This window comes from Sphingomonas sp. MMS24-J45 (genome assembly GCF_044881195.1).
GTDB lineage: Bacteria > Pseudomonadota > Alphaproteobacteria > Sphingomonadales > Sphingomonadaceae > Sphingomonas.
Genome location: NZ_CP173255.1, coordinates 182,026 through 195,497 on the forward strand (window position 1 = coordinate 182,026; position 13,472 = coordinate 195,497).

Sequence of the window (13,472 nt, forward strand, 5' to 3'; positions counted from 1 at the left end):
CTCATGGGGCAAAGATGCCGCAACCTGTGCCCCGCGCCGCGCGGGGTCAAGTCGTTACAAACGCTACGATCGCATCGCTCAATTCGGATTTCAGCACCGCGCTCATATGGTTGCCGGGCACCTCCTGAAACAGCGCGTCCTGCAATGCTGCGGCCAGCTGCTCGCCCGATCCATTGTCGTCATCGTCCGCGCCATTGACGACCAGCGTCGGCGCCGCGATCCGCTCCAGTTCGGCGGGCGTGGTGTCCACGAAGGTATCGAGGATGTGCAGCAAGGCGACCGGATCGCCGCCGGTGGTCTTCAGGAACGCCTCGGTCATCCACTCGCTAGATCCGCGCGGGAAGCTGCCAAGATGTGTCAGCACGTTGCGGAAATATTCGCCGCGCCCGGTCGTGGCGGTAATGCCCTGATAGCCCATGCCCGAGAGCACCGCGCGTCGCGGCGTCGCGCCGTTCGCCATCATCCGAACCGCCGTGCGTCCACCGAGCGAATAGCCAACCAGGTCGTAATCGGTCAGGCCCAGATGCTCGATCAGCGCAAAGCCGTCGCGCATCAGTACGTCGGGCGGATAGGACGCGGCGTCGTGCGGCTTCGCGCTGGAACCGTGCGCCCGCAGATCGGGCATGATCACCCGAAACCCCGCCGCCGCCACCTTCGCGGCGTGGCCGTATTTGATCCAGTTCACCGTCGCGTCGGAGAAATAGCCGTGGATCATCACCACCGGCCGCCCTTCCCCTACTTCCCGCCAGGCTAAGCGCGCGCCGTCGAAGCTGTCGAAAAACTGCGGTTCAATCGGGGAGTTTGCCAATGGCTTCGATCCAGCGGTCACGGGTTGCGGGGTTCTCGTCAAGCCGATGCTCCGTCAACCCGCGCGTGTCCAGCCAGTCAGCGTGCCATGTCTCGGGCGAACAATGGCTGGTCGGCTTGAAACGACAGGGATCGTCGAAACTGCCGACGGTCAAATCCATCCGCTCACCCGGTTTGAGGAATTCGAAGGTCAGCGGCGTGCCACACTCACGGCAGAACCCACGATGCGCGATCGGCGACGATTGATACCGTTCGGGCTCGCGTTCCCACGTCAGGTCGGCGATCTTCACGCTTTTAAAGGCAATCGACACGCCGCCGGTCGCGTGCTGACACATCTTGCAGTGGCAGAGATAGGCGTCGTCATTCTCGATCCGCACCGAATAACGGATACGGCGGCATTGGCACCCGCCCGTCATCATGTCGCTCATCCGCGCTCCTCCAGCCCGGCGGCCTTCATCCGTGCGATCGCCAGAGCGATACGATCCTGCCCGAAGAACGGTTCCCCGTTGAAGACGAGGGTCGGCACGCCCCAATGCCCCGCCGCCTCCAGCGCGGCCTGGTTCGCCGCGACTTCGGCGTCGAGCGCTTCCGCATCGCGCTGCGCCTCGGCCTGCAGATCGGCAAAATCGAGCCCGGCCTCCTGGGCTGCGACGGTCAGATTGGCGTCGGTGTACCAATTCTCCGTCCCGCCCCAGATGCGTTGCGACACCGCATCGGCAAAGGCAAAGCCGCGTCCGCGCCGCGCCGCCACCTGCCCCATCCGCACCACCGGGTAGATATAGGGCTGCTCCGCCGCGATCTGCCGCGTCGCAATGTCCTGAACGATCGGGTCGGGCTTGGGCGGGCGCATCGTAATCCCCTCATGCGCCGCGATCCGCCACACATCGAGGAAAGTGTAGCGCAGCCAGTTCGGATGGTTGCGCTCGAAGAAATTGGGCTCGCGGATCGCCAGCGGATAGACCTGCCGCAGCACGATATCGAGATCATAGCGCTGCATCGCCGCCCGCCATTTCGGCATCGCCAGATAGGTGTACGGGCTGCGAAACGAGAAATAGAGGTCAGCGGTCAGCGTCATCGGTCTATCCCCTCCGCGACGTTCGCAGCCCCCAAATGCTGCTCAGGAATGCGCCAAGCATGGCGATCACCATGTCTTTCTGCGCGTCCCACACGTCGCCCTGCTGGCCGTTATACGCATCCGCCATGCCGGGGGCGAGCAGCATCGTCAGCAGCCATTCGAAGACTTCGTAGAGCGCGCTGACACAACCGACGAACAGGAAGCCGAACCACAGGCCGGTACGCCGTCCCGCGCTTCCATAGCGCCGGACGATCTCGGCTACCGGCCCCACCCACAGCAGGCCGAAACAGAAATGCACCAGCCGATCGAACCCGTTGCGCGTCGCGCCCATCGCGGCGTCAATCGAAACGCCGGTCAGCGCCCGCCCCCAGGCATCGTACGGGACGTTCGAATAGGTGTACCGCCCCGCCAGCGTATGCAGCAGGAAGAACACCACCAACGATGCCACCGCACCATTCGACAGCGGCCAGCGCCGCAGCAGCCACGGTGAGGCAAATAGCAGCGCTACCGTCGGGATGTGCTGTAGCGGCGCGATCTCAGGATAAGGCTGCCAAAGGTTCGCCGCCACCACCGCGACCGCCAGCGCACAGATCATCCGACGCTGCGACAGCGGGACGATGCGCCAGCGGTCGCGATAGGCAGCGATCAGATCACGCTGCCTTTTGCAGATGCTTGCGCCCGAGCAGTTCCGCGATCTGCACCGCGTTTAGCGCCGCGCCCTTGCGGAGATTGTCGCTGACACACCACAAGCTCAGCCCGTTTTCGACGGTCGAATCCTCGCGCACGCGGCTGATGAAGGTCGCATATTCGCCGACGCATTCGACCGGCGTCACGTATCCGCCATCCTCGCGTTTATCGACAAGCATGACGCCGGGGGCCTCGCGCAGGATCTTCTGCGCCTGCGCCGCCGAAATTTCATTCTCGAATTCGATGTTGATCGCTTCCGAATGGCCGACGAACACCGGCACGCGTACGCAGGTCGCGGTCACCTTGATCTTGGGATCGAGGATCTTCTTGGTTTCGACCACCATCTTCCATTCTTCCTTGGTCGAGCCGTCGTCCAGGAAGCTGTCGATATGCGGGATCACGTTGAACGCGATCTGCTTGGTGAACTTCTTCGCCTCGGCCGGATCGCCCACGAAGATGTTGCGCGACTGTTCGAACAGTTCGTCCATCCCGGCCTTGCCCGCGCCGGAGACCGATTGATAGGTCGCGACGACGACGCGCTTGATCTTGGCGAAGTCATGCAGAGGCTTCAGCGCGACGACCATCTGCGCGGTTGAGCAGTTCGGGTTGGCGATGATGTTGCGCTTGGTGTAACCCGAGATCGCATCCGGGTTCACCTCCGGCACGATCAGCGGCACGTCCGGGTCCATGCGGTACAGCGACGAATTGTCGATCACCGTGCAGCCCGCCGCGGCAAAGCGCGGGGCGTGGAGCTTGGTCCCTTCGGACCCGATCGCGAACAGCGCCATGTCCCAGCCGGTCGGATCGAAATTGTCGATATTCTGGACCTTCAGCTTGCGCCCGGTCTCGCCGAAATCGACCTCGTCGCCCTGGCTGCGCGAGGAGGCCACCGCGGCGATGTCGGCCAACGGGAATTCTCGCTCCGCCAGAATATTGAGCATCTCGCGTCCGACATTGCCCGTCGCGCCAGCGACCACGATCCTGTAACCCATGACTTTCTCCAATTCGGACCGCGCCCGTAGCGTCATTACGCGCGCACGTCCAATCGCTTTGCTAATCGTGCGTGCGCGCCTGCCACGTCGCATGGGAAATTCCATGTACCCGCGCGAGATGATCGGTCAGCGCGTCGAGTTCGCTGGTCGCAATATTGGTACGCACCAGCGTCGCGACAATCTCCACCCGGTCCTCCGCGCGATTGACGATGTCGAGCTCGGCGACCGGCAGCGTGGCCGCCTCCAGATGCTCGGTCAGCAGATCGCCCATCGGCCCCGCCTCCGCCGCATCGGTGGTGATCGTCACGGTATAGGTCGCCTCGACGCTGCGCCCCTCCAGCGGGATGCGGTTGATCGCATCGACCAGCGGCCGCAACATCGTGTTGGCGAGGATGACGAATCCGGTCAGCAGCACCGCCTCGGCAATCATGTCGCTGCCCGCGATCGCGCCGACCGCGGCCGAGCACCACAAAGTCGCCGCGGTGTTGAGGCCGCGGACGTTCATCCCCTCCTTCATGATCACGCCAGCGCCGAGGAAGCCGATCCCCGACACGACATAGGCGATGATGCGGATCAATTCGACATCGCCGCCCAGCCGCTGCCCCAGATCGACGAACGCCGCCGACCCCAGCGCAACCAGCGCATTGGTGCGCAGGCCTGCCGTGCGCTGCCGATACTGCCGTTCCGCACCGATCATCGTGCCGAGCAGGAACGCCGCCAGATAGCTGACGACCGTGTCCAGGAACGGCCACAGGTGGAAGGTCGTCAGGAAGCGCATCGCCTTACTTGGTCGACTTGTCCTTCACGTTCCGGTCCAGGAACGTCAGGATCGTGTGCCACAGATGCTCGCTGATCCCGGGCCCGCCGACGCGGTGGGTGTAGCCGGGGTAGAACATCATCTCGAACGGCCGGTCCTTCTTCTGCATTTCGGCAGCAAAAGCAGTCGAATTTTCGAACACGACGTTGTCGTCGGCCATGCCGTGAATGAGCAGCAGCGGATCGGCGATCTTGCCCGCATCCTGCAGCGCGTCCGACGCTGCATAGGCCTTCGCATCCGCCACGGGCGAACCCATGTAGCGCTCGGTATAATGCGTGTCATAGAGTGACCAGTCGGTCACCGGCGCACCTGACACCCCAGCGGCATAGACGCCCTGGTTCGCCTCAAGCATCTTCAGCGTCATGTAGCCGCCATAGGACCAGCCATAGGTCGCGATCTTGTCGGCCGCGACGAACGGCTGCTCCTTCAGGAACTTGGCCCCGGCAAGCTGATCGGCAACCTCGACCGTGCCCATCGCGCGGTAGATCTGGTCCTCGAACGCCTTGCCGCGATTGAACGAGCCACGGTTGTCGATCTGGAAAAAGATATAGCCGTGCTGCACCAGATATTGCGCCAGCGCCCCACCCCAGGCGCGCGTCACCTGCTGACCGGTGCCGGGGCCGCCATAATGCTGGAAGAAGACGGGGTATTTCTTGCCCGGCTCGAGCGGCGGGGTGATCATTTCCCAATAGAGATCGGTCCCGTCCTCGGCCTTGATCGTGCCGAACTTGGTCTGCTGATGGCTGGTAAGATACGGGTAATAGGGATGCCCCGGCTTCACCGCATTCTCGTTGATCCACGAAATCCGCTTGCCGGTCGCATCGGCGAGATAAAGCTGCGTCGGCTGGGTCGGGTTGGACCGCGCGACGATCATCCGCGTCGCCGCGCCGTCCATCGAGCCATTGTTCCACCACCCCGTCTCGGTCAGGCGGGTAATGACGTTCGGATGCGCAATATCGACCGAATAGAGATGCTGTTCGAGCACGCCGTCCTTGTTGCCGACGAAGTACAGCCGCCCCTTGGCCTCATCCACGCCCGCGAGCGACTGCACGACCCAGTCGCCGCTGGTCAGTGCGGTCCACTTGCCTTTGGCGAAGCGATAGAGATGGCCATAGCCGGTACGCTCGGACCGCCAGATGAGGCTGCCATCCTTCATCGGCCGATACGCGTCGGACAGGTTGAGCCAGCTGCGCGCGCCCGATTTTTCGGTGAACAGCACGGTTGATTTGCCCGTCGCCGGATCGACCTTGAGCATGTCTAGCGTCTTCTGGTCGCGGCTCTGGCGCTGGACCAGCAGGGCCGATCCATCCTGCGTCCAATCGACCCGCGCGAGATAGATGTCGGGATCGCTGCCGAGATCGACCTTCACCCGGCCCGATCCATCGGCCTTCATCACGTACAGTTCGACCAGGACGTTGGGCGTACCGGCGGCGGGATAGCGCTGATCGTAAACCTTGGTGCCAGTCGCCCCGATCGCCGCGCGCGTGACGATGCCGACGGGTGCCTCATCGAAGCGCTCCACCGCGATGTGTGTGTCGCCGGGCGACCACCAATAGCCGGTGCGGCGGTCCATTTCTTCCTGCGCGACGAACTCCGCCTCGCCCCAATGCACCGTGCCTGCGCCGTCCTGCGTCACCTGCGTCGCCGCCCCGCCACGCAGCGGTTGCACGAAAAGGTTCTGCTCGCGCACGAAGCTCAGGAAGCCGCCCTTGGGGCTGACGGTCGGGTTCAGGGCATCCTTGGTCCCGCTCAGCTTGCGGGTCGCGCCGTCGAGACCGGCGATGTAAAGCTCCCCGTCAAGCGGCACGAGGATCGTCTTGCCGTCGGGCGCCCAGTCATAGGCGACGATCCCCTTCGATCCGGCAATACGCGCGCGTTCGCGCTGCATCTTCTCGGCCTCGGACAGTTCGGCACCGCTGCCGACCTTCTTCGAATCGACCAGCATCCGTTCCTGGCCGGTGCGCGTGTCGAGCGCCCACAAATCCAGGCGCTCCTTCTCGTCGGCGCGCGGCTTGAGCGAGGTCAGCAGCGTCCCGTCGGGCGAAAGCTTCAACCCGCGCGGCTGCACGCCCGACAGATCGGGGTTGCCGAACACGCGCGCCAAGGTGAGCTTCGGTTCGGCGACGCGATCAGCGGCCATCGCGGGCACCGCCGCACTGGCGAGCAATATGCCCGCAAAAGCCAAAACGCCGCGCATCGTCCATCTCCAGTCCCGCTTATGCCCTGCGCCCGGCAAGGCGGGCGATGGCGGCGCTTATCGCGGGGTGGGCGGGCGGCGTAAAGGGGTCAGGCGAAGTCGGGATCGCCGCCGGGTGCAGCCGTTGCGCGCGGCCGCTTGCGCCACGGCAGCGCGCGGCCTTCGATCAGCGAGCGCCAAGCCCATTCGACCGGCGCGATGTCATATCGCTTCGCCCACCAATTCGCGCCGACGAGCAGGAAGGCGTCGATCACGAACGCCGTCACCATCAGTGGCCCCCAGGTCATCTTGCCATACAGGCCGAGCATGAAGGGCGGGTACAGCACCCAAAGGCAAATCAGCGTCTGCGCGATGTAGATGCTGAGCGCCGTCCGCCCCGCCGCCACGAACGGCCGCAGCAACGTCTGCCCGGTGGCGGTCGCGACCAGCAGGTTGATCAGCCCGACATGGCCGAGCGTCATCGTCAGCCGCGCCACCTCATACGCCACCGGCGCGAAATGCGGGCCGCTGCCCGGCGGATCGAGCTGCGCCAGCCCGCCAGCGATGCGCAACGTCACGCCCACCGCATAGCAGATCGCCGTCAGCCAGACGTAGAATTTGCGCGATCGGCGCCCCTGCAGCACGCCCAGCTTATACAACGCGGCGCCGATCAGCATCACGCTGCTCGCCTCCCAGACGAACAGGATTTCGAGGAACTGCGACTGAAGGTCGAGGAACACGTGCCACTGCATCGCGGCCCAGGTCATGAAGGTGCCACCGCTGGACCGCGCGGCATCTTCCTTGGCGACATTGGCGGCCGATTTCGCCCTTTCTTTCGCGCGCTCGGCCTTGGCCTTGGCGTCCTTCTCCAGCGTCTTTTTCTCGGTAGCCGAAAGTGCCGCGCCATCGGCCTTCTTCGCCTCGATCGCGGCGACCTGCGCCCGCGTCTGCTGCCCCTGATAATAGCCGAAATAGCCGCCCAGCGTCAGCATCAGCATCGACAGCGACAGGCCGATCAGGATCAGCCACCGTGGTCGCAACCGCCGGAACAGGAACGCCACCAGCGCGGCGATCCCATACGTGTGCAGAATATCGCCGGGCCACAGCAGAATGAAGACGTGGATCAGCCCGAACGCGAACAGGATCAAATTGCGGACGTAGTAGCGCCGCATGATCGCCCAGCCGCTCGCCTTCGCCGCGGCACGATCGGTCAGGATCACCATGCCGGCCCCGAACAGCATTTCGAGCAGGCATCGCGCCGTCCCGTTCGCCAAGACCTCGCGCAGCCACCATGCCGCCTGGTCCGTTGCCGACCAGCCGAGATGGCGGAACGCGTCGAACGACGCGTAAAGCGACGCGCCCATGTCATTGATGTTCATGAACAGGATGCCGAGGATCGCGATCCCCCGCATGATGTCGAGCACCGCAATACGCGGCGCGCCGTCCGGCTCCGCGGCAGTGGTCATGGCGATGTTGGACATGCAGCTTCCCCCGAAGACCCTGGCATCATATCGAAATGCCGTGCAGGCGGCAAACGCGACAGGCGCGGTTCATTTCGGCTGCGCTACGGTCAGCGAAAGGGAGAGCAAGGCACATGGTGCATCTGGGCAAGGGCTTTCGCGCGATGGCGGCGTTCAACGCAGCGCTGCTGTGCATTGCGGCGACACCGCTTGCCGCCGGGCCGATCCACGACCGCATCTATCCTGCCCCCACCGCGCCGCTCAGCGCCGCGCAGCTACCGCCGGGCGCGCAGCTGATCACCGTCGCCACGTCGGACCATCTCGACATCACCGGCGCGGAGGTCGCGCCGCAGCCGGGCAAGCCGACGCTGCTGGTGTTTCACGGCAACGCCTCCGCGGCGACCGGCACGCTGGACTGGTTCGCCCCGCTGATCGCGCGAGGCTACGGCATCGTAGCGGCGGAGTATCGCGGCTACTCGGGCAATCCGGGCCGCGCGGACGAGGCTGGCCTCGCTCGCGACGCAGACGCTTTCTACGCCGAGGCGCACCGGATCGCGGGAGGCGGGCGCGTGATCGTGGTGGGGCATAGCTTGGGCGGCGGGGTCGCATTCGGGCTGGCAGCGCGGCACAAGCTCGAAGCGTTGGTGACGATCGGCACCTTCACGACATTGCGCGCGATGACACCGAAGATCGCGCGGGCCTTCGTTTCGGACCGCTACGACAACCTCGGCACCGTGCCGACACTCGACGAACCACTATTCATCATCCACGGCACCGCGGACGACACGGTCCCGGTGCAAATGGGCAGCGCGCTGCATAATGCCGCAATGGCGGCGAAGCGCGACGGGTTCAGCCTCGCGATCACCGGTGCAGACCATCGCCCGGACGGCAAGACGATCGCCACGCTGATCGACCTGATCGCCGCGCATCTGGACAACCCGACGGCACCGATCGGCGCGCCACCCGATACGGTGAAGCTCTACCCCCGCGCCCAGCGCTAGCGCGGCAACGGCTTCCCCGCCAAATAGGGATAAGGATCGATATCGGTTCCCTCATACCAACGCTGCTGCGGATCGGTGCGGGTCAGGCCGAAGTGCAAATGGTAATTCCCCGCCCCGGCGTTCCCAGTATCGCCGACAAAGCCTAGGCGATCGCCAGACGTTACGACCTGTCCCTCCTGAAGCCCCGGCGCATACGCCGCCAGATGCGCGTAATAATAGGTCCAGCGTCGATCGGGCGAGCGGACATAGACCGTCGTCCCGCCCGCCGCGCTGGTAAACAGCTTCTCGATACGCCCGGGCGCCGCGGCCACCACCGGCGTCCCCGCAGGCGCCACGATATCGGTGCCGTGATGCGGCCGCGCGCCACCGTCGCGATCATCACCCCAGGAATCAGTGATCGCGCGGCGCGGCACCCCAGCGACCGGCACGGTAAGCACCGCGGCCTCATCATGTCTCATTGGCGCGGGCGGCGCCGACGCAACCTCACCCGGCACGCCGGGCAACAGCTTCAGCGCCGCTATCCATAGCCCGATCAGCACGACCAGAAGGATCGCGAGCCCCCAACCAATCCGACGCAGGATCACCGCCCCGCGCTCAAGCCTGGAACACCGCCGGCGTCCCTGCCTTGATCATCAGCGCAAGTCGCGCCGCATCCCAGTTGGTCAAGCGAATGCAGCCATGACTTTCGGCCCGCCCGATCGTGCTCGGCTCGGGCGTGCCGTGGATACCGTAATGCGGCTTGGAAAGGTCAAGCCACACTACCCCGACCGGCCCGTTCGGTCCGGGCGGCAGCAGCGCCTTCTTGGCATCGGCCTTCGCGTCCCAGAACAGGTCGGGATTGTAATGGAACGGCGGATTGTATGCGGGACCCAGCACCTTCCACGTCCCGATCGGCAGCGGATCGTGCGTGCTCCCCATCGTTGCCATGAATTGCGCGACGAGCTTGCCGTCCTTGTCGAGCACGCGCAGCACTTCGTCGGATTTGTCGACGACGATCTTCGCGCCTTGCGGCTGCTCGGCATTGACGTTGAGGCTGGCGAGCGTCGTGCGCCACTTTTCGGGCAATTTCGGATCGTAGCTGAATGATGCCGCGACCGCGTTCGGGATCACGATCTTGTTCCCGGGTGTCAGCCGCGTCGTCGGGCTGTTGAGTTCGATCAGCACGGCGGGCGTCGTGTGAAACATCTCGCCCAATTTCTCCATGACCGATCGATACCCAAGCGCAGGCAAGTTCGCCTGCAATTGTGGATCCTTCGGCATCGGATTGACGAAGGGACCGGCCAGCATCTCGGGCGTCAGCGCGACCGTCTGGGTCGGCCGCCATGCCCGGTGCGGATAGAGCGCGCGGAGCGTTGCCTTGTCCATCTCCCCCGTGATCGGCAGCCCCTGCTGCTCCTGAAAGCCCTTGAGGGCCGCAACCAGCGACTTGCCCTTGCGCCCGTCGAGCACGCCTGGCGAGAAGCCCAGATGATCGAGAATGACCTGGACGTGTAGCGTGGAGCGATCCAGCGCGGTCGGCTGGGGAGCTTTTGTTCCCGCAGCGCTCGCGCCAACAAGCCCAAGCGATGCGATTGCCAGCCCAACCGAACGGCTTATGGTTTTTCCCACGACTTCAATCCCCTACATCTATGCGATGCAGATAACGACAGACGCGGCTGTTGGGTCCGACCCGGCGGATCATAACCTCAAGCTCTCGCGCCGTGCCCTGATTGGCGGGTTGGTTGCCGGTGGCGGGGCGCTCGCCCTCCCGCTCCCGGCGATGGCGATTGGTACCGAATGGCGCCTTGCGATCCGCAACGTGCATAACAATGAAACGGTCGACGCCGTCTTCGCGCGCAGTGGCCGTTTCGTTCCTGAAGGCCTGGCCGAGCTGAACCACGGCCTGCGCGACTGGCGCACAGGTCAGGCGACCGCGATGGACCGCAAGCTGCTGGCGCTCCTGGTACGGCTGCGCGAGAAGCTGGAACTGACCGGCGGCACGAAGATTGGTCTGATCTCGGGCTATCGCTCGCCCGCCACCAACGCCGCGCTGCGCTCGGCCGGCGGCGCGCATACCGGCGTCGCCACCAAGAGCCAGCACATGCTCGGCAAGGCGACCGACATCATGGTGCCGGGGGTCTCGCTCGATCGGCTTCACGGTGCCGCCCTGGCGCTGGGCGGTGGCGGCGTCGGCTATTATCCGCGCGACGGCTTTGTCCATGTCGATACCGGGCGCGTACGCCACTGGTAACGGCATCCGCCGCACCTCGAAAAGAAAAAGGGCGCCGGAACCGCAGTTCCGACGCCCTTTTCGATACCGAAGCGAACCGATTATTCGGCGGCGGCAGTGCCCTTCGCCGGACGCGTGTCGCGGCGCTCGGCGATACGCGCCGACTTGCCGGTGCGGCCCCGCAGATAATAGAGCTTCGCACGACGCACCGCGCCCTTGCGGACGACTTCGATGCTGTCGATGTTCGGCGAATAGAGCGGGAAAACGCGCTCGACGCCCTCACCGAACGAAATCTTCCGCACGGTGAAGTTGGAGCCCATGCCCTTGTTCGAGCGTGCGATGCACACGCCTTCGTAATTCTGCACGCGGGTGCGCTCGCCTTCCACGACCTTCACGCCGACCTTCAGCGTATCGCCGGGGCGGAATTCGGGGATCTTCTTGTTCTCGAGAAACTTGGCGATGTTCTCGGCTTCGATCGTCTGGATGAGATTCATCTCATGCGTCCTTCTTCTTCCGTCGCGCGCCAGAGGGCGACTGGACCCGAGCACCCTCATGGCGCTCCCACAGGTCCGGCCGCCTTAGCCGTGTTTCGGTCTCGGCCATGTGCTTGCGCCATGCCGAAATCCTCGCATGATCCCCCGATCGCAACACTTCGGGGATCGTGCGCCCTTCCCATTCCAATGGTCGGGTATATTGCGGATATTCGAGAAGCCCCTGCTCGAAGCTCTCGTCCACGCCGCTAGAAGCCGCGCCCATTACGCCGGGAAGCAGCCGAATGCAAGCGTCGAGCAGCACCAGCGCGCCCATCTCCCCGCCCGACAGGATATAGTCGCCGATCGATACCTCTTCGATCTCACGCGCGGCGAAGATGCGTTCGTCAAACCCCTCAAACCGCCCGCACAGGATCGTGACGCCCGGCCCGTCGGCAAGCGCCCGCACCCACGCCTGCGTCAGCGGAGCGCCGCGTGGCGTCATCGCCAGAATTGGCCGTCCGGCGGGGACGCTGTCGATCGCGGCGGCAAGGATGTCGGGGCGCAGAACCATCCCCGCCCCGCCCCCGGCCGGTGTACCGTCCACCGTGCGATGCTTGTCGGTCGCAAAGTCGCGGATATTGCGCGCGTCGAGACTCCACTTCCCCTCCGCCAACGCCCGCCCCGCGAGCGAGAGGCCGAGCGGACCGGGGAACATTTCAGGGTAGAGCGTGAGGATGGTGGCGGCGAAGGTCATCGTCTGCGCATCACCACCGTAAGCCACGCCACGCCCGACGCGACCGCAAGGGCCAACAGTGCCGCGACAATTCCAAGGAAAGCAGCGTACATCGCCATCCCGCAAGCGTCGACGCCGCAGCGTTCTCTGGAACTCGATGCCGCATTAATGAACACGATCGCACATAGCATGACCAGCACCGCCGGTACGGGCGTTGCAGACCAAGCGATAATTTTGATGGCCGACCAATGCGCTCGCAATTTCGTCAACAGAAGCGCCGCAACGATAGCGGGCAGCGTCGCAATCGAAAGCAATATGACAAGGTCACGGATATCGACCGCTCTCATGCGATCGTCCAATTCTCGATCTTGAGCCCTGGGATATCCGCAAAATCCAACTCATTATTCGTCACGATCGTCGCGCCGAGGCTCAAGGCGTGCCCGGCGAGCAAGCGGTCAAACCGTGCGCGCTTGAACGGCAGCCGGGCGTATTCGCGCGCGGCCGCATCGTCATAGGGAAGGATCGGGATTGCGCGCACGAAAGCGTCTAGCACATCAGCGGGCGGTGGCTTTTGCAATTGGGTGCCGAGGGCAATCTCTGAAAAACTGATTGCTGACATGGCAATGTCGCCCGGTGAAAGCGCCGCAAGGCGACGATTCACCGGGGACTGTACATCCACCATTGAGTAAATTGCGCTGTCCGCATCGATCAGAAAGCGGATCACTTGCGTTCGGCCGCCTCTCGCAAGGCAGCTTCACGCGCGGCGATGGTGCTCGGCCGCTCGTCGAATTCGCGCAGTTCGCGCGGCAACGGCTTGAGCCACGGCGCCTTCCCCGCGAAGCCGCTGATGTCGATCGTCCGCCGTGGCGCATCGACCGGCTCGATCCGAAAAGACATGGGAGCCTCCTTGACCATCCGCACTTCAGTGCCCTCAGGAATGCCCATGCCCTTGGGCAGCCGCAAGGCAACCGAATTGCCCGACTTGAAGGTCGTCCCGTGATACGCTTCGTCGTCCATCTCAGCCTCCGTATACACATAACGT

Annotated in this window: 17 protein-coding genes; 2 read left to right on the forward strand and 15 right to left on the reverse strand. The window is 64.5% G+C overall.

Annotated elements, in window-relative coordinates; all coding sequences use genetic code 11:
- Positions 1-46 precede the first annotated feature (46 nt).
- The 8 genes from AB5I39_RS00900 to AB5I39_RS00935 all read right to left on the reverse strand — a co-directional run bounded on the left by AB5I39_RS00900 (position 47) and on the right by AB5I39_RS00935 (position 8,035).
- The gene (locus AB5I39_RS00900) at positions 47-808 is read right to left on the reverse strand and encodes an alpha/beta fold hydrolase (RefSeq protein WP_404370011.1); all 762 of its coding nucleotides are present in this window, start codon (positions 806-808) and stop codon (positions 47-49) included.
- Positions 789-1,235, reverse strand: a complete 447-nt coding sequence (locus AB5I39_RS00905) for a GFA family protein (RefSeq protein WP_404370012.1) — start codon at positions 1,233-1,235, stop codon at positions 789-791. The genes AB5I39_RS00900 and AB5I39_RS00905 overlap by 20 nt, the downstream gene beginning before the upstream one ends.
- Positions 1,232-1,882 carry a 2-hydroxychromene-2-carboxylate isomerase gene (locus AB5I39_RS00910; RefSeq protein ID WP_404370014.1) on the reverse strand — a complete coding sequence of 217 codons (651 nt, stop codon included), beginning with the start codon at positions 1,880-1,882 and terminating at the stop codon, positions 1,232-1,234. The genes AB5I39_RS00905 and AB5I39_RS00910 overlap by 4 nt, the downstream gene beginning before the upstream one ends.
- 4 nt (positions 1,883-1,886) lie before the next feature.
- Positions 1,887-2,477 (reverse strand): DUF2238 domain-containing protein, encoded by a 591-nt coding sequence (locus AB5I39_RS00915; protein WP_404370016.1) that lies wholly within the window; start codon positions 2,475-2,477, stop codon positions 1,887-1,889.
- 55 nt (positions 2,478-2,532) lie between these two features.
- A complete protein-coding gene (locus tag AB5I39_RS00920; protein ID WP_404370018.1) occupies positions 2,533-3,561 on the reverse strand; it encodes an aspartate-semialdehyde dehydrogenase in 1,029 nt (342 codons plus the stop codon).
- A gap of 61 nt (positions 3,562-3,622) precedes the next feature.
- The gene (locus AB5I39_RS00925; RefSeq protein WP_404370020.1) at positions 3,623-4,339 is read right to left on the reverse strand and encodes an MgtC/SapB family protein; all 717 of its coding nucleotides are present in this window, start codon (positions 4,337-4,339) and stop codon (positions 3,623-3,625) included.
- Between the two features lie 4 nt (positions 4,340-4,343).
- Positions 4,344-6,575 carry a DPP IV N-terminal domain-containing protein gene (locus AB5I39_RS00930; protein ID WP_404370022.1) on the reverse strand — a complete coding sequence of 744 codons (2,232 nt, stop codon included), beginning with the start codon at positions 6,573-6,575 and terminating at the stop codon, positions 4,344-4,346.
- Positions 6,576-6,664: 89 nt separating this feature from the next.
- Positions 6,665-8,035, reverse strand: a complete 1,371-nt coding sequence (locus AB5I39_RS00935) for a DUF418 domain-containing protein (RefSeq protein ID WP_404370024.1) — start codon at positions 8,033-8,035, stop codon at positions 6,665-6,667.
- A gap of 113 nt (positions 8,036-8,148) precedes the next feature.
- Here AB5I39_RS00935 and AB5I39_RS00940 point away from each other — a divergent pair, with 113 nt between their 5' ends.
- Positions 8,149-9,015 carry an alpha/beta hydrolase gene (locus AB5I39_RS00940; RefSeq protein WP_404370026.1) on the forward strand — a complete coding sequence of 289 codons (867 nt, stop codon included), beginning with the start codon at positions 8,149-8,151 and terminating at the stop codon, positions 9,013-9,015.
- Here the strand turns inward: AB5I39_RS00940 and AB5I39_RS00945 are convergent.
- Together AB5I39_RS00945 and AB5I39_RS00950 are read right to left on the reverse strand one after the other, a co-directional pair.
- Positions 9,012-9,593 carry a M23 family metallopeptidase gene (locus AB5I39_RS00945; protein WP_404373945.1) on the reverse strand — a complete coding sequence of 194 codons (582 nt, stop codon included), beginning with the start codon at positions 9,591-9,593 and terminating at the stop codon, positions 9,012-9,014. The genes AB5I39_RS00940 and AB5I39_RS00945 overlap by 4 nt on opposite strands.
- Before the next feature lie 16 nt (positions 9,594-9,609).
- Positions 9,610-10,623, reverse strand: a complete 1,014-nt coding sequence (locus AB5I39_RS00950; RefSeq protein WP_404370028.1) for a L,D-transpeptidase — start codon at positions 10,621-10,623, stop codon at positions 9,610-9,612.
- Positions 10,624-10,774: 151 nt separating this feature from the next.
- Between AB5I39_RS00950 and AB5I39_RS00955 the strand changes: the two genes are divergently transcribed.
- Positions 10,775-11,245, forward strand: coding sequence for a DUF882 domain-containing protein (locus tag AB5I39_RS00955; protein ID WP_404370029.1), 471 nt, complete (start codon positions 10,775-10,777; stop codon positions 11,243-11,245).
- A gap of 80 nt (positions 11,246-11,325) precedes the next feature.
- Here the strand turns inward: AB5I39_RS00955 and rplS are convergent, their stop codons facing one another.
- From rplS to AB5I39_RS00980, 5 genes are read right to left on the reverse strand one after another with little or no spacing between them, the layout of a single operon-like run.
- The gene (rplS, locus tag AB5I39_RS00960; protein ID WP_404370031.1) at positions 11,326-11,718 is read right to left on the reverse strand and encodes a 50S ribosomal protein L19; all 393 of its coding nucleotides are present in this window, start codon (positions 11,716-11,718) and stop codon (positions 11,326-11,328) included.
- Between the two features lies 1 nt (position 11,719).
- A complete protein-coding gene (gene trmD / locus AB5I39_RS00965; RefSeq protein WP_404370033.1) occupies positions 11,720-12,451 on the reverse strand; it encodes a tRNA (guanosine(37)-N1)-methyltransferase TrmD in 732 nt (243 codons plus the stop codon).
- Positions 12,448-12,789: a hypothetical protein gene (locus AB5I39_RS00970; protein WP_404370035.1), complete on the reverse strand. Its 342-nt coding sequence runs from the start codon at positions 12,787-12,789 to the stop codon at positions 12,448-12,450. Before AB5I39_RS00970 ends, trmD begins: the two co-directional genes overlap by 4 nt.
- Positions 12,774-13,154: a type II toxin-antitoxin system VapC family toxin gene (locus AB5I39_RS00975; protein WP_404370036.1), complete on the reverse strand. Its 381-nt coding sequence runs from the start codon at positions 13,152-13,154 to the stop codon at positions 12,774-12,776. Before AB5I39_RS00975 ends, AB5I39_RS00970 begins: the two co-directional genes overlap by 16 nt.
- Complete coding sequence (locus AB5I39_RS00980; RefSeq protein ID WP_404370038.1) at positions 13,151-13,447, reverse strand: AbrB/MazE/SpoVT family DNA-binding domain-containing protein; 297 nt, start codon at positions 13,445-13,447, stop codon at positions 13,151-13,153. The genes AB5I39_RS00975 and AB5I39_RS00980 overlap by 4 nt, the downstream gene beginning before the upstream one ends.
- Positions 13,448-13,472 lie beyond the last annotated feature (25 nt).